General features: G+C 45.2%; 11 protein-coding genes. 1 reads left to right on the plus strand and 10 read right to left on the minus strand.

Annotation, left to right across the window (positions count from 1 at the left end):
* The first annotated feature begins 140 nt into the window (after nt 1–140).
* On the plus strand, nt 141–1,727 hold the full coding sequence (locus VX941_10615) for a thiamine pyrophosphate-binding protein (GenBank protein ID MEE2933853.1): 1,587 nt from the start codon (nt 141–143) through the stop codon (nt 1,725–1,727).
* A gap of 57 nt (nt 1,728–1,784) precedes the next feature.
* Here VX941_10615 and VX941_10620 read toward each other — a convergent pair whose 3' ends face one another.
* The 10 genes from VX941_10620 to VX941_10665 all read right to left on the minus strand — a co-directional run bounded on the left by VX941_10620 (nt 1,785) and on the right by VX941_10665 (nt 16,512).
* Entirely contained in the window at nt 1,785–2,960 is a 1,176-nt protein-coding gene (locus tag VX941_10620) for an acyl-CoA dehydrogenase (protein MEE2933854.1), read from the minus strand.
* Between the two features lie 108 nt (nt 2,961–3,068).
* On the minus strand, nt 3,069–4,274 hold the full coding sequence (locus VX941_10625; protein MEE2933855.1) for a 3-oxoadipyl-CoA thiolase: 1,206 nt from the start codon (nt 4,272–4,274) through the stop codon (nt 3,069–3,071).
* Nucleotides 4,275–4,306: 32 nt separating this feature from the next.
* Complete coding sequence (locus VX941_10630) at nt 4,307–5,827, minus strand: 3-hydroxyacyl-CoA dehydrogenase (protein ID MEE2933856.1); 1,521 nt, start codon at nt 5,825–5,827, stop codon at nt 4,307–4,309.
* A 456-nt stretch (nt 5,828–6,283) separates the two neighbouring features.
* The gene (locus VX941_10635) at nt 6,284–7,447 is read right to left on the minus strand and encodes an acyl-CoA dehydrogenase family protein (protein MEE2933857.1); all 1,164 of its coding nucleotides are present in this window, start codon (nt 7,445–7,447) and stop codon (nt 6,284–6,286) included.
* 24 nt (nt 7,448–7,471) lie between these two features.
* Nucleotides 7,472–8,905 carry an NAD-dependent succinate-semialdehyde dehydrogenase gene (locus tag VX941_10640; GenBank protein ID MEE2933858.1) on the minus strand — a complete coding sequence of 478 codons (1,434 nt, stop codon included), beginning with the start codon at nt 8,903–8,905 and terminating at the stop codon, nt 7,472–7,474.
* Nucleotides 8,906–9,088: 183 nt separating this feature from the next.
* The gene (locus VX941_10645; protein ID MEE2933859.1) at nt 9,089–9,829 is read right to left on the minus strand and encodes an SDR family oxidoreductase; all 741 of its coding nucleotides are present in this window, start codon (nt 9,827–9,829) and stop codon (nt 9,089–9,091) included.
* A 286-nt stretch (nt 9,830–10,115) separates the two neighbouring features.
* Nucleotides 10,116–11,474 carry a hypothetical protein gene (locus tag VX941_10650; GenBank protein MEE2933860.1) on the minus strand — a complete coding sequence of 453 codons (1,359 nt, stop codon included), beginning with the start codon at nt 11,472–11,474 and terminating at the stop codon, nt 10,116–10,118.
* A 134-nt stretch (nt 11,475–11,608) separates the two neighbouring features.
* Entirely contained in the window at nt 11,609–12,697 is a 1,089-nt protein-coding gene (locus VX941_10655) for a hypothetical protein (GenBank protein ID MEE2933861.1), read from the minus strand.
* Between the two features lie 63 nt (nt 12,698–12,760).
* Entirely contained in the window at nt 12,761–14,971 is a 2,211-nt protein-coding gene (locus tag VX941_10660; GenBank protein ID MEE2933862.1) for an acetate--CoA ligase family protein, read from the minus strand.
* Entirely contained in the window at nt 14,971–16,512 is a 1,542-nt protein-coding gene (locus VX941_10665; protein MEE2933863.1) for a carboxyl transferase domain-containing protein, read from the minus strand. Before VX941_10665 ends, VX941_10660 begins: the two co-directional genes overlap by 1 nt.
* Nucleotides 16,513–16,740: the final 228 nt, after the last annotated feature.

Genomic DNA, 16,740 nt, shown 5'->3' on the forward strand with positions numbered 1-16,740 from the left:
AAGTTCTTCCCATTACTTTTACCATATTATAATGCTTTTCTGTGGCCGTTCTTGGATTGCTTGACTGCTTTTTAAGAAATTCGACCACAACACAAGTAGCACGACTTTGCACTAATAATTTGAACCTATGGAGTGGTCGGATGCGAGGAGCCGAACTAGTTGTAAATACGCTACGCAATGCTAATGTCAAACATATATTTGCTCTTTCAGGCAATCAAATTATGCCAATCTTCGATGCATGCATTGATGCTGGGGTCGCGATTTACCACGTTCGTCACGAAGCGGCAGCTGCCTATATGGCAGATGCCTATGCGCAACTAACTGGAGACATTGGAGTAGCCCTGGTAACAGCTGGGCCAGGTTTTGCCAACTCTTTATCTCCCCTTTACTCTGCCAAGTTAGCAGAGAGCCCGGTTTTACTTCTAAGTGGGGACTCACCCAAGGCTGCCGACGGCAAAAATGCTTTTCAGGAGCTAGATCAAGTCAGTGCATCATCCCCTGTTACAAAATACTCTTGTCGGTCCAAAAGTGTCGATACAATCAGCAAAGAAATAGCCAATTGTATTCGCATTGCGAAATCGGAAAGACCTGGTCCAGTACATTTGGCCCTTCCCTTTGACAATTTGACTAATTTAGCGACCAAAACTACCAAAGGTAGGCAAGAAGTCTTTATACCTACACGCACAAAGCCCTCCCTTAAAGTAATAGATACAATTGTCCACGCCATCAAAAACGCCGTTACTCCTATGGTACTCACCGGACCTATGCTCAATCCCAGTCGCACTGGTAACTTACATGATATCTTGTCAGAAGCTTTAGATGCTCCCACTATCAACATGGAGAGCCCTCGGGGGATCAAGGATCCGTCTCTTGGAAAATTTGCCTCTACGCTGGTGAAATCAGATTTGATTCTTTTAATTGGGAAACGTCTCGATTTCACTTTGGGTAATGGCCAACCGCCGATCTTTTCCCCGAAATGCCAATTTATAATCGTAGACCCGGATCAAGAAGAACTGCAAAAAGCAGAGAAAATGCTCGGGAACAAGATAAACGCCGCGTTCGTTGCAAATAGCACTGCCCTTGCGAAATCTTTGTGCCAGACAAAATCTCCAACGAATCGCAAAGCTTGGCGCAAAGAAGTTAATACTGCTATTGCATATCGTCCCACCTCTAGGAACACCACTGAAGGTATCCATCCAGCAGTAGTAGGGGAAACAATTCAAACAATTTTAGATGACGCCAATGATCCAATACTCATCATTGATGGTGGCGAATTTGGCCAGTGGGCGCAAGCTACAATCCATTGCCCCACACGAGTAATCAACGGGCCGTCAGGGGCTATTGGCGGGGCCCTCTGTTATGCCTTTGCAGCAAAAATCGCGCGACCTGAGTCTACTGTTGTTGCCCTGATGGGCGATGGAACAGTCGGATTTCATTTTGCAGAATTCGAAACTGCATCCCGTTACGGTGCAAATTTTATAGCTATTATTGGCAATGATGCGCGTTGGAATGCGGAATACCAAATACAGCTTCGCGATTACGGTAGTCGAAGAGCCTACGGCTGCGATTTAAGACCAACGCCGTACGACCAGGCGGCTATAGGCTTAGGTTGCCACGGTGCACTAATCAAGGATTCTACCGACCTTAACCATGCACTGGGAAATGCCCTTACGAGTGGTATGCCAGCCTGCCTCAATGTAATGATTGAGGGTCTACCAGCTCCCTAAGCATATAGTTTGCGGTAAGACCGAATTACCCGGATCAATGAAGAAACAAGCAATGCCTTAACCAGTGAATGCTTGAATGCCAGTTTGAGCGCGACCAAGAATTAATGCATGAATATCTGCGGTTCCTTCTAAGGTATTGATGGCTTCCATGTTTCCTAAATGACGAATAATATGATACTCGTCAATGATACCGTTTCCGCCATGCATATCTCGACAGTGCCGAACCACCTCTAAAGCTTTCCCGGTCGAGTTGCGTTTTACAAGACTAATCATTTCCGGAGACGCTTTACTCTCATCCGCCAGTCGGCTAACACGAAGAACCGCCTGCAGACCAATAGAAATTTCAGTCTGCATATCCGCGAGTTTTCTTTGGATCATCTGATTTGCGGCCAGCGGTCTGCCAAATTGTTTGCGATCAATGACGTATTGGCGCGTTGCCTGCCAACAAAATTCAGCGGCCCCAAGGGCTCCCCAACAAATACCAAATCGTGCGTTATTTAAGCAAGTTAGGGGGGCGCCAAGCCCAGTCGCATTTGGCATACGATTTTCCTCAGGCACAAACACGTCGTCCATCATTATAAAACCAGTTGGAGAGGCTCTAACGCCAAACTTACCCTCAATCTTTGGAGTTTCTAAACCCTTCATGCCCCGTTCAAGTATATAGCCACCGATACTGCCGCTATCATCCCGAGCCCAAACAATCAATAGATTAGCGATGGGTGAATGAGTTATCCAAACCTTTGTGCCATTCAATTTATAACCACCATCACAACTTTTTGCTCGGGTTTGCAGTGCTCCAGCATCCGACCCATGATCAGGTTCAGTCAGTCCAAAACAACCTATTAAGCTTCCCTCCCGCATACCCGGTAGAAACCGGTCTTTTTGCTCAGCAGATCCAAAATCATATATAGCAGACATCGCTAACCCAGTTTGCACTCCTACAGCGGACCGGAAAGCGGTATCAACTCTTTCGAGCTCCCGGCACGCCAAGCCGTAAGCGACGCGCCCAATACCAGCACAGCCGTAGTCCGGTATGGTCGCGCCGAGTATTCCTAGAGACCCGAATTCTTTCATTATATCGGGGTCAAACGTTTCCTCTCTATTCCAGTCTAGAATACGGGGCATTAATTCAGCCTGTGCAAAACTAGCTATGGAGTCTCGAATTTGGCGTTCCTCTTCAGATAATTGGTCGTCCAAAAGAAGCGCATCATCCCATACAAATTTCTGTGCCATAATACCTTAATCCTTCAACCGAAAAGGAAGCCGTGCCTCAATAATACTGAAGGTTGACCCCCTTATTGACTTTAAAGTCCGACTATTGAGGAAGTCCTACAATGTTTATTAATTGCACCGCTCCATGATCATGGCTGCGCCCTGACCAACCCCAACGCAAAGGCTTACTAGCGCATATTTTCCATCCCGACGGTGCAACTCTCTTGCCGCCGTAAGAGCAATACGAGGACCGGAGGCACCCAAAGGATGACCAAGCGCTATTGCTCCGCCGTTTGGGTTCACCCGGCTATCATCAAGATCGAGGTTGAAGCCCCGCAAACAAGCCAGCACTTGTGCAGCGAAAGCTTCATTAATCTCAATTATATCCATGTCTTTCAGTTCTAGGCCAGCCCGCTGGAGAGCTTTCTGGGAAGCAGGCACTGGTCCAAAGCCCATTATGCGAGGCTCAACTCCAGCTGAAGCGCTCGCTAATATACGGGCAATAGGTTTCATGCCGGTTTGTTCCCCTAACTTCTGAGATCCAATAATCATAGCGACAGCTCCATCATTTACGCCGGACGCATTGCCAGCTGTGGTAACTCCCCCCTTATTAAGCTCTCGCAATCTTGAAAGCCCATCCATAGTCGAACCACGACGCGGATGTTCATCATCACTTACTGTTATTTCCCCAATCTTCCGTCCGCCATCGTATGTTACTGAATCAATTTCATCCGCAAAAAAACCATCCTTTTCCGCCGCTTCATATTTGTTTTGTGAAGCAAGCGCAAATAAGTCAGCCTCCTCCCTAGTTATTTGAAACTCCTCAGCCAAGTTATCGGCTGTCTGGGGCATGCTATCATCCCCAAACTGATCGACTATTTTTTTATTAGGGAAGCGCGATCCAATAGTGCTATCAAAAACGTTAAACTGACGATTAAAGGCCGTATCTGCTTTCCCAACGACAAAGGGGGCTCGGCTCATGCTCTCCACACCACCAGCAATAAAGAAATCGCCTTCACCAGCTGTTATGGATTGAGCTGCCGTAGAAATGGCTGTAAGCCCGCTTGCGCAATTTCGCTGAAAAACAACACCTGGAGTTGTGGTAGGAAGGCCTGCTGATAGAGCTGCATGACGAGCTACACACCTAGAGTCTTCTCCGCCTTGATTACCACAACCGACGTAAACATCATCAATATCATCTGGATTAACCGGATTTTCCTCAACAATGGTTTTTATAACACTTCCAAGCAGATCATCGGGGCGCACACTCGAAAGCGAACCACTATAACGGCCAAATGGAGTTCGTTTACCGTCATAAATGTAAGCATCCAGCATATTATTTTCCTCTCTATAGGTATTTCAAAAAATTAAATTTCTTTATCAAATAGCGATAGCCCGAGCATGGCGCGACGCCGAAGCCAGGGGCTTGGCCGATAACGCGGATCGCCATACGAGCTGTAAAGTCCTTCAAGAATTTTTAAAATATTCTTTGGTCCTAATGTTTCACCGAATGACAGCGGACCAGATGGATAATTCAATCCCAGCACTACTGCTTTGTCTATATCCTCTGGCTCCGCTGTACCTAGCTGAGCGATCTGGCAGCCGATATTACAGATAGTAGCAAGCACACGTTGACAAACGAAAGCCGGGCAATCTCGTACAGCCGTAGCACCGACACCATCATTATTCAGCAATCCAAGAGCTCTATCACGATATTCAAGGCTTGTTGCTGGATTACTAACGACTGTGCGGTGCGTCCCAAGCCCAACAAGATAATCAACACCCAGTGTTCTGGTAGCATCCAACCCCTGCTCTACTGCCGCCTGGGTGACCTCTTGTCCAACAGGAGTAACTAGAATTAAAGCTCCGTCGGGTGGGGTATCGCCAGTGACTATTTTAGCACCGCACTTACTTGCAACATCGCTCAACGCAGCGTGCCCATCTGGCTCAGCTTTACTAATCCAAACCGGGCCACCATCGTACTCTGGAATGCTTGCCCTTTCGGGCTCCACCTTCTTTCCATTTTCGTAAACATAGTACCCACGACTTGTCTTTCGTCCAAGAATACCGGCCTCCATTCGGGATTGCATGACCGGTGATGGCCTATACCTTGGTTCATCGAAAAATTGACGATATATCAATTCTGAAGCTGGGTGAGTGACATCAAGACCTGTCAAATCCATTAATTCAAATGGCCCCATCCGGAAACCAGCGCCATCACGTAGAATTCGATCAAGTTCAACAAACTCACCTACGCATTCTGCCTGCAAATGCTGCGTCTCAACATTGTAGCCTCTACCTACCTGATTCACGAGAAAACCAGGCGCATCTTTTAGGCGGACGGGCTCTCGTGTCATTCTAGATCCTAGAACCATTAACTGGTCGCCAACATACGGTTCTGTTAATACACCGTCGATCACCTCGACTAGTTTCATCAAAGGAACAGGGTTGAAAAAATGGAACCCGGCAATTCGTTCTGGCCTCTTGCATGCTGAGGCGATAGTTGTCACTGACAATGAAGAGGTATTTGTTGCGATTATAGTACTGTCTGATACGACATCTTCTATTTCAGCAAAAATTTTCTTTTTGATTTCTAAATTCTCAGTCGCTGCCTCAATGACTATCTCGCAATCACTCAAGTCTGATATGGCGCCAACCAACTCTATACGCGAAACAGCATCCTGTCTGGCTTTTTCCTCCATACGCCCTTTTTCAACTGCCCTACCAAGCATATTATCAATAAACTTCAATGCTTCCTCGAGCTGCTCATTATTTATGTCAAAGACTTTGACTCGAATGCCGCCCACGCTGGCCACTTGGACTATTCCACGTCCCATAGCCCCAGCACCACAAACCCCAATTAACAAATCTTCTTTGCTTGCATCCACAACCAACGATAAACCCTCCCGAAAATGTCAACGGCGCGCTACGCGCACCGATGCTCTTCAGATCAAAATTATTACTCTTGTGTCTTACAGTCTGCATTATTGATCGAACTACCCTCACCGCGCAAGAGGTGAGATGTCGCATAAAAACTAGTAGGCTAAAAACCATCAAATCTATTTAAAAAAAAGCAGACGGTACCCTCTTTTGATGTAGCCATCAGCCTATTCTCAATGCAAGACTATGCCAACGTTGCAAAGACAATGTGACAGGCAAGAGGGTTATGCTACCCATCGACAAGTAATAATGGCAAGATCTCTAAATTTTTTACAAACCAGCATGCCCATGCTCTGTGGCATATCAAACACGTGTCTCTAATGGTGAAACTACACTCTTAACATAGTCCATTATACGATAATCGGACTGCCATTGGGCCCGGTTGAATAAGTGCATCAACCGGTTTAATAGCTCTTAGGTAAATCGAGTACCCGTTCGGCGATATGACTCAAAATAAGATGCGGTGTGACAGGTGCTATGCGACAAATAAGAACTTCGCGCAGCAAACGCTCAACGTGAAACTCCTTCGCATAGCCCATTCCACCGTGGCTCATTACCGCCCGTTCACAAGCGCGAAAACCTGCTTCACCTGCTAGATATTTGGCTGCATTCGCCTGCGCACCGCAATCTTGGCCATTATCATAAAGCCATGCTGCTTGCATTGTTACGAGCCAAGCCGCTTCCAATTCGCACCAACTCTCTGCAAGTGGATGCTGTATTGCTTGATTCTGACCTATTGGGCGATCAAACACAGTGCGTTCACCAGCATATTTCGCAGCCCGGGCAAGGGCAGAACGACCAATCCCTATACCCTCCGCAGCGATTAAAATACGTTCCGGGTTAAGGCTATCAAGTAAATATCGGAAGCCTTTTCCCTCTTCCCCAATCCGGTCAGCCTCGGGCACCCTCAGAGCATCTATGAAAACCGTATTAGAATCGACGGCTTTACGCCCCATTTTCGATATTTCCCTTACCTCGCAATATTCACGGTCCAAATCAGTATAAAAAAGGCTGAGCCCATCAATAGGATTTACACAGTCCTCAATGGGAGAAGTTCTTGCTATAAGAAGAATTTTTGATGCATCTTGCGCAGTCGATGTCCATATTTTACGACCGCTGATTAAATAAGTATCACCATCTTTTTCGGCTCGTGTTGTAATACGTTTAGTATCGAGTCCGACATCGGGCTCAGTAACACCAAAGCATGAGAGCCAATCACCTCTTATTAACCCGGGTAACCATCGTGCTTTTTGCTCAGCACTGCCATGGACAACTATGGCATGAGGGCCAAAAATATTTATGTGGATTGCTGAGGCCGCACTCATCGCGCCTGAATATGCCACTTCGTGCATTAATAATGCCGCCTCAGTTACACCTAGCCCAGCCCCCCCATATTCCTCTGGCATTGCAATACCAAGCCAGCCCGCTTTGGCCATTTCTTTGAAAAATCGGTCTGGAAATTTTCCACTTTCATCATGACGCAGCCAATAGTCGTCACCAAAGTCGCCACAAAGCTTAGCAACACTCTCTTTTATTGCCTCTTGGTGATCGGATAATGAGAACTTCATTCTTCAGACCTTAGGAGTAATTCGCTACATGCCGGTTTGTGAAATAAATTTGTGATGAAGATATACTTCTAGCCCCTCTGCACCACTCTCATACCCATAACCACTTTCCTTAACACCACTAAAAGGGGTCTCTGGCATCGAAATCATGAAATTATTTACCCCAACCATTCCTGTATCAAGTGCCTCTGCTAATTGATCCGCACGTTTTTGATCGGATGTGTAGCAATAAGATGCAAGTCCGTAGGGAAGCCGATTAGCACGTTCCACAACATCATCAAAGTCTTCGAATCTAGTTATCGGTGCTAAGGGCCCAAATGGCTCTTTTGACATTATCATGGCTTCTTCGGGTACATTGGCGAGAACCGTAGGTTCCCAAAAGTATCCCTGATTACCAATCCGATTACCGCCGGTCGTTATTTCCACGTTATGGTCCCGAGCATCTTGCATAAATTCTTCCATCGCAACTATTCGACGACCATTAGCCATTGGTCCCATCTGCGTTTTTGCGTCCATACCATTTCCCACCTGCATTGCGTTTGCCGCCTCTGTAAAACGACTTACAAAATCATCGTACACCTTTTCATGCACATAAAAGCGAGTAGGCGAAATACAAACTTGGCCACTATTTCGGTATTTGAAGGGGACCATATGCTTAATAACCGTATCTATATTTGCATCATCAAAAACCAATACAGGCGAATGCCCGCCTAGTTCAAATGTGCAACGCACCAGATGTTCGGCGGCAACCTTTGCGAGGTGTTTTCCTACAGGTATCGAGCCTGTGAAACTCATTTTTCTTATCCGACCTGAGCCTATCAGATGGCGGGACACATTATCGGGAACGCCAAACACTAAATTCAACACCCCCGCGGGCACCCCTGCATCGACGAAGCATCGCACTATGGCAACACCTGAGCCTGGGGTCTCTTCGGAAGGTTTGATAATCACCGGGCATCCAGCAGCAAGACCGGCCGCAATCTTTCGCACGGGCAAAAGGGCCGGGAAATTCCACGGAGTGAGAGCTAAAGAGACTCCTACCGGCTCCGGCATAACCATACTGCGTTGCCCTTGAATTCTAGAAGGTATTAATCTTCCATATGCACGTTTTCCCTCTTCCGCGAACCATTCGGTAGTTTCAGAGGCGCTTTTCACTTCTCCGATAGAATCGCCAATCGGCTTCCCCTGCTCCTGTGTCATTATCTGGCCGATCTCTTGCTTACGTTCGTTGATAAGCCGCGCTGCTTCCTTTAAAATTAATGCCCGATCCCAAGGAGACTTGGCCTTCCATTCCTCGAATGCACGCTCAGCGCTTTCTAGTGCCTGATCAAGATCAGCAATTGATGCATGAGGACACTGCGCAAGTACCTCTTCCGTTGCAGGATTTAGAACATCCTCGCTTTTCCCCTCACTGCCTTGTCGCCACTCACCGTCAATAAATAGTTCAAGTTTTTCATACATTCTGTAATTTCCTTTGTCGGGTAGTTACATGCGTCACTCAGGGCAATGCTGATAATTCGAATTCAAACATTATCAGAGCACTGCGTCCAGTGTTGACGTCAACATTTGAGGTAGGCCAAAATCTGAATAACGAGCTTCCACTTTTCAAACTCCTCATTGAACATGGTTTTATTTGCGTTAACCCTATTGATAATAAGACCCACCATTAGCATGATAACATTGTCCGGTGATGTAGAATGAGCTCTCTGATGCTAACAGGAGCATTAAATTAGCAATAGTATCGCAATCTCCGGCTGTTTGAATTGGCTGACTTGGTAATACTTTCTTTCCGGCAGCCTGAAAATCGTCGCGCTCGACGTCTATATGGCCGGGCGCAATACAATTCGCTGTTATGTTGTGCTTGCCTAACTCGTTTGCGCACCCACGAGTAAAACCAACGATTGCAATTTTTGCCATACTTTTACCCGGATAATGGCCAATGTATGGGGAATGCCCAGAGAAATTTATGATACGCCCCCACTGTTTTTCAATCATGTGAGGCACTGAAGCACGGCACATAAAAAATGGCCCGTTGATATTAACCTCAATATTGCGATGCCAATTTTTTACATCCATTGTAAGTAAATCGCCCTCAGACCTAAAAACTGCATTGTTGACAAGAACATCCAACCTTCCAAATTTCTCTACTACCGCAGAAATAAAATTATTACATTGGTCCTCCCGAGAAACATCAACCTTCATGGTAAGCACCTCAGCTCCTTTTTCTTCGCATCTCGATGCTACATCAGCTAGCTCTCGCATTTTTGAGCTTGTACAGATTGCCAGGTTGCAGCCCTCTTCGGCGAAAAGCTCAGCTGCCCTAGCACCGATATTACGGCTAGCACCGGTTATTATTACTGTTCGCCCCCTAAGTCCGGTCTTCATGAGATACCTCCTACGATTATTTTAAATTCAATTACATTTTGCTCACTGCATCCATGGATAGAGACTGTATCGACCGATTGCGACTTAAAATAAATGCGACGATCGTGTGGGAGTACAAAAGCCTAAAATTGTTGAGGACTAATAAAATACTGTTGCTGTTTACAATCTATATAGAAACGCATTGAGTGGATCTTATTCCCACAACCTTCTCAAAATACATTCCTCTTACTAAAGTAAAACACTAATAACCTTCTTTCGATAACAGCGCATAATTCAAAATTTTTTTTCAAAGCTGATTTGCAACTGCGACCTCAACAGCAAATTTACGAGCATAATCCGCAAAGCCTATCTTAATTAAAGAAGCAATAATAGCTGCCACCTCAACAGGTGGAATTTGAATGAGCCTACGAGGCCCTAAAATATCTGCAACTATCTTCACTGTCTCCTCACGCTGATTTTCCTGTGCTACCTCTTCAATTTTTTTTATGTTGTCTGTAATACCATCTGAACGAACCTCATCCAAAACTTTTCCCCAGTCTTGCACCTGCAGCCTGATATTCAGAGCATCAAGCATTGCATATGTAAGCTGAATTTTTCGTTCACGGAACTCATCCGCACGCGCAGCCTGAAACCACTTTCTGATCTCGTCGGTTTCTATACTACCAATGTGAGTGACACCCGAAAGAACTTCCCATAACCAAAATCTTCTCATCACTTGACGCGCATCTGGGTCATTTGCTGTTATATTTTCAAGATAACGACGCCAATTCTTTGCCTTGCATGGTTGGCCCAAATAAAATTGGGCTTGACTGACCTCGTATCCAATCCAACGCAAAGCAAAAGATGCATTAAGTTTATTGATAAATGGGGCATACACACCAAGTGTCATTTCATATAGCCCAACTGGACGAGCTAATTTAAAAGCAACCTTTATTACTTCAGCAATGGCTGTTGGCACCTCCTGCGCTGCAACAGCTCGGTATAGTAATGCACGTCGACGCGGTGAATTTTCCTCTAAAGCATCACTCAATGGCGCCTCTATTTCAGCCGGCTCAAAAGAGAATTCCAAATACAGATCACGTAACTGCTCAAACGACATTAAACCGGCCGAGGTAGCAATTTCAGCGGCCTTTAAATCACTAAGTGATTGGGTCTCAACTGGCCCTTCCAGATACTGCCGTATTAATTTACTTAGGATCGGAGAGTAAATCTCAACTTCGTGCTTTTCAGCCGCCTCCTCTGGGGGAATCGCCGAAAACTGTTTACCTGGACTTGCAGTTTTATCACCAACGCTAGATGCCGACGGTAAAGAGAAATGGCCTTGATTATTTTTTAGGGCGATATCATCACATGGTTCAAACAACCTGAAATCTGATGAAAAATTACTCTGTCCGCTTATCAAAGACGCTTCGATATTCTTTGCAACCGGCGCATTCATTGCTAATTGCTCACGCTCTTTATTTGTTTTGGTAAGTGGAATAGGAGCACCATCACGATTTTTCTGAAGCTGTGGTTGCGCAACTATAGATTTAGTATCGGACGGTGGGTCTTTACTAGAAAATAATGCGGGCGCATCTGTTGCCGACTGACAGCCACCTACCATTGAAATAAAAACCATTGCACAGAATGTTAAGAAAATACGCACTATACCGTCCCTGAAAAATCCTTCGTCACGTTACCCTTTCCGGACACAAATACGAACTTTTTTATAGCTATCGCCCGTATTTCGTATGCCAGGACCACATATTGACTTGCTACAGTGTAAAAAAAACCCAAGGGCTAGGGACGTATCTGAGAAAAATCTGGTGCTGATCTTTCAATACTTGTAATTTTTTCAATACCCTGCCTCATTTCAGACATCAAGAATTCTGCTCTCTGCATAGGGCCACCACGACCATCGGCGAATTTCTCTTGCCAACGAGCCATTTTCACTGCCAGACCACAGAGAACTCCTCCTAAAGTGGCATGGTGGCTCGCAATCATGTCCTTTACACGTCGAAAGGATTCAGGGGTAATATCATTCCACATCACTTCCGATTGTTTCTGAAAATTATCGAAACGATTTTTCAGATTATCCGTAATATAGTTCAAGTTAAAATCCATGTATTCGCATGTTTTCACAATATTCCTATCGAATTTTAGCTGTTCATTTGTTTTTAATTTATTAATTTCACTTATAAATACTTCTACGTTTGGTATTATCTTTTCTGCGCATTCTTGAAAATAAGCTAAAGAGAGAAAAATATCACCATAGTCTTCGAGAAAGTTTGGAATTTCAATAAGATCCATTTGGAGGCCTTCGGCAAGTTCTCGCAAGTTTTTCAGTGCAAGTTCTTGATCAGGATTCTTAAACATGTCGATAAGTTGATTTACACTATTTATTTCTTTTTTTTGATTTCCGTAAATATTTTTAATTAGAGGCTTCGTAAATTCAGTCATATAATGAATTAATTCTTTACTTTTACTTTCTGAAAGCTGTAATTTTTCATTTTCATCAACCTGTATAGAAAGTTTTCTCAAGTTTATTCTTAATGTAAAAATATCGTAACTGTTTATATGAGATAGTTTTTCAATAATGGTCTTATCTATATTTCCTTGTTCTTGACTGAGATCAAATACTGTATCTATTTTACTTACCTCTATTTGTCCACTACCAGATGAAGTGCCTTTAAATAGTTCTATAACACTATCAAGTTGTACATTTTTTATCATCCGGGCTCGTTTCAATCCAGAGGTTGCAAACGGCACTATTGAAAGGGGTAAGACATGCAATGAGTCCATGTCGACGTCAGGGTCTGCCCCAACGTCGCTATAAAACTCCCTTAAAGAAGGAGCCTCAATACTCTGCGATGAATTCAAATTACTCATTTTTATATCAAGAGAACTTTGGCCTCGTTTACATTTTGAACGAATGATAAGTGTTGTATCAGTTTAATCTCTTTTTCGTCGATTTGCGCAGAATAACTCGTGCTTACTTATCGCTGAGAGGGCATTACCCGCATTCGTAAGCTCATCAAACACCGGGTAGCCTTTTGATAAAGCCCATTTGCGCGCAAAACGTTTCTTATCATCCGTTTCTGCTCTTCCATCAGATCTTAGAACGAGTAAAAAGTGCGTTCTCCCTCGATACCTGCTCTCTACTCTATCCGCTCCATCCATCAAGTTTTTGAGTAAATCCTGTCCTGTCATTACCTGTCGCATTAACACAGGGATATTAAGATGCATAATGAATGCATGGATATCCTCGTTAGCATAAACGATTTCCATTATACGTTCAGCCATTGCTCCATTCTCAACCCGAATGCTGCCACCTGGTGTATCAATTGGGTTATTGAGAGCGCAACCCGGCGGCAGGCCGAGAGAAGCTAATCTGGTCTGAGTTTTTTTGTGGAACCTGTCAACACTAATGCCTCTCTCAGCGAAGTAATCAACAGCCAAAACGCTGGTGCCGCCTCCATTACCAAAAATTGCCGCATTGGTTGTGGGCTTTTTGGGTCTTATTGATATCATTTGAAATGCTAACAAAACATCAAGGTATTCTTCAAGCGTGTCTACCATAATGGCACCAGTTTGGCGCTCTAGCGCGTTCCAAACTTTTGCGTCTCCCGCAAGAGCACCTGTGTGCGACTCAGCAGCTTGCTGGCCAAGATGCGTGCGTCCACCCTTGAGCAATACAACAGGTTTCTCTCCATTATTTCGTTTCAGTAACTCAAAGAATTTCCCTCCCTGGTCCAAACCCTCGATATACATACCGACGACTTTAGTGAACGGATCGCAAAGATAAAACTCCAGTAGATCCGTTGGCCCTATGTCTACAGCATTCCCAACAGTCATTAAGCCGCTAAAGCGTATGCCCCTTGTCTCTCCCTGCCTAAGTACATCAATTCCTAGGCCCCCACTCTGGGAAATGCAGCCAACTGTTCCGAGCTCCGAGGAGATGCCGTTTACGAAGGTAAAAGAAGCACGCGGTGAATGACCGCCATTACAATTTGGTCCAAGTATATGCGTTTTTGCTCTCTTTGCAGCTGCAACAAGATCATCATTTAATCTGTTACCCTCCGGCGTCCCTTTTTCGCCAAACCCTGACGCTATTACGTGTGCAAACTTACAGTTACCCGCACCCTTTTCAATCACTCCGATAACTTTTTCCGCAGGAACACCCACCACAGCGTAATCGACGGGCTTCGGTGTATCACCAAGCGATTTGTATGCCGGAGTCCCATCAATCAATGTTGCTGAAGGATGAATGGGATATATTTGACCCTGAAAGCCAAAATCGCGCACCCATTCGATGTAGTTGTTAAGCCGGTTGGGCTTACTCGATGAAGCACCAACAACAGCAATGGTTTGTGGTTCGAATAACGGCTTGAACTTTGCTGCCACTAATTCGTTTCGCATTAACCCCTCTTCTTTCTGTACCCTCATACTCTCCCTGTGGAGAATCACTCGGGCATCCGCGGCAACAGCTCCAACCGAAGAAACGACTAACGGATTGATTTCTATCTGAGAGATTTCGTTTGTGTGATTTATCATCAATCCATCCTCTCCTCCGATGGCTAGCATTACAGAGATAATGGACTCCCGGTCAGCCTTCTCAGCGCCACGGGCTCCGGCAAGGATGGCCGAGGACTTTAGGGTATCGATCATTTGCGAAGCATCATTAGAATTAATCGGGCAAATACCAAAAGCAATGTCTTCAAAAATTTCTACAAAAACTCCACCCATCCCAACCATTACGAGTGGTCCAAAATAGGGGTCGTGAATGCCACCAATAATTATTTCGTGCCCGGGCGGCGCCATCTCCTCTACTAAATATCCATCAATCTTATCGGTATGCTGAACAAGTATTGTCGAGATTTCTGTGATTCCTTTAGCCACAGCAGCAGCATCATTCAAATGTATTTTGACAGCACCAACATCTGATTTGTGAAGAATATCCTGCGACATACCTTTCACAGCAAAAGGCGCGCTTAACTTTTTACATGCTCGCATACCCTCATCGGCAGTTGAAACAACTACCGAATTTGGCACGGGGACCCCGTATGTCTCAAGACACAGTTTCGCGGCGTGCTCGCTTAGAGAAAGTCGTTTTTGGAAACGGGCGACCGAGAGAATTTCTGAGGAAACCCGTTGCTCATACATCAAACAATACTCGTCGGCCAAGTTGCCATAAGATGCTCTCCGACCCCGTTGGTCATTCGAAGTTGCTGCACCTCAAGCATATTGATTAAAAATCTACGAGTTTCCCGAGGATCAATAATATCCTGCGCTTCGAACATAGCAGCGACTTCCCATGGAGCAGCATCCTCCGATAGCTTTGCTACGCAACGCTCAAATTCCTCTGGATCATCTTCTTTGCGAATCCCAAAAACAACGTTTACGCCCGTTTCAGGGTCCATAAAGCCTACATCAGCCGTAGGCCACATCGCGAAAACATCGGAGTTTTTGTTGCCTCCCATATTAATATATGCTTGCCCGTAACTTTTCCGGAGTACGACAGTGAGCTTTGGGACGGTTGTTAACGAAATTGCATTCATCCAATTAATGATTTTTCCAGGCGCTGCTTTTCTCTCACCTTCGACACCAATTAAGAAACCTGGGACATCAACCAACATCACAATAGGAATATTAAAGCTGTCACAATGAACCAGAAAACCTGTAGCCTTTGCACAACCATCTGGATCTGCAGCTCCACCTTTATACATGGGATTATTGCCTAAAAACCCTACGGTCTGCCCATTCAAACGGCCAAGCGCAGTAATAACTGATTTGCCCCAAGAGGGCTTTGTTTCAAATAGGCTATTTTTGTCTGCTAAAACCTCTATAACGTGCCGCATGTTGTAAACTTTTTTACGGTCGCTCGGAACAATCTCCATGATTCCCTCTACTGGATCATCCGATCCTTTAGGCACTGGAGCAATGGGCGGTGCTTCCTTACTGTGGCTCGGCATAAAGGACAAATATCGTTTAAGCGCATCAAGGCATTCTTCATCAGAATTAAAAGCTTCATCTACAAGGCCACTTACCCGCGTATGCATGCGCCAACCACCGAGGTCTTCATCAGTAACCGGCTGGTTGATTGCGAGCGATGTTACCCGACTTGATGCAACAGCCATTGTTGCCCCTTTACGCATGACAACATAATCTGCCATGCAAGCATACCAAGTAGAAGAGCCATAACAACTCCCTAGTTGCGCCACCGCCCATGGACTCTTGCGCAAACGTCTATATTCTGCAGGGTCTTGCGCTATTATCAGTCTGCCTGGCGCACCCATACGATCCGGCATGCGCGAACCGGATGATGAGCCAACAAATAGGAGCGGAAAGCCACGTTTTGTTCCCTGATCTTTTATGTATTTCATTTTTTTTAAATTATTGAGAGCACTGGATGCTCCCATGGTAGCAAAATCGTTTGAGACAATGCCGACCATACGCCCGTCTATCTTCCCAAAACCTCCCACCTTGCCATCGGCTGGCGTCCGATGGCGATGCTCCTCGCGAGCACCTAGTGCAAGTTGGCCAATCTCAACAAACGTGTCTTTATCTAAGATGTAGTCTAGACGCTCCCGGGCATTCAATAAGCCCTCATCCTTCATCTTCTTCAGAGCTTCTGGCTTACCCATTGCTAGAGCAAATTCCCTACGTTTTTGGAGCTCCTTAAGTGGCTCATCGTAACTGGACATTACAATTCTCCCTATTTCCCTATACAACCAAACGCCTACTCGATTGGTTTTTAATAACTTCTTTTGCTGGAATCTTTTCGCTCTCAGCAATAGCGTGACAAGTCCTAACAAGGTTGATCGCAGCGGTAAGTGTGATACACACTGATCAGTCTTTTGGGATACTGAATTCTACAACAGTAGAACATGTTTTTAACGTTCAATAAACTGCAGCACCGTCAGTTGTTGTGT

The sequence above is a fragment of the Pseudomonadota bacterium genome, assembly GCA_036339585.1.
In the GTDB taxonomy this organism is placed as follows: domain Bacteria; phylum Pseudomonadota; class Alphaproteobacteria; order UBA8366; family UBA8366; genus UBA8366.

Excerpts from the sequence above, each read along its gene's own strand:
- VX941_10635 (MEE2933857.1), bottom strand. The coding sequence starts at position 7,447 with ATGAAGTTCTCATTATCCGATCACCAAGAGGCAATAAAAGAGAGTGTT.
- VX941_10620 (MEE2933854.1), bottom strand. The coding sequence starts at position 2,960 with ATGGCACAGAAATTTGTATGGGATGATGCGCTTCTTTTGGACGACCAA.
- VX941_10665 (MEE2933863.1), bottom strand. The coding sequence starts at position 16,512 with ATGTCCAGTTACGATGAGCCACTTAAGGAGCTCCAAAAACGTAGGGAA.
- VX941_10645 (MEE2933859.1), bottom strand. The coding sequence starts at position 9,829 with ATGAAGACCGGACTTAGGGGGCGAACAGTAATAATAACCGGTGCTAGC.
- VX941_10615 (MEE2933853.1), top strand. The coding sequence starts at position 141 with ATGCGAGGAGCCGAACTAGTTGTAAATACGCTACGCAATGCTAATGTC.
- VX941_10625 (MEE2933855.1), bottom strand. The coding sequence starts at position 4,274 with ATGCTGGATGCTTACATTTATGACGGTAAACGAACTCCATTTGGCCGT.
- VX941_10640 (MEE2933858.1), bottom strand. The coding sequence starts at position 8,905 with ATGTATGAAAAACTTGAACTATTTATTGACGGTGAGTGGCGACAAGGC.
- VX941_10660 (MEE2933862.1), bottom strand. The coding sequence starts at position 14,971 with ATGTATGAGCAACGGGTTTCCTCAGAAATTCTCTCGGTCGCCCGTTTC.
- VX941_10655 (MEE2933861.1), bottom strand. The coding sequence starts at position 12,697 with ATGAGTAATTTGAATTCATCGCAGAGTATTGAGGCTCCTTCTTTAAGG.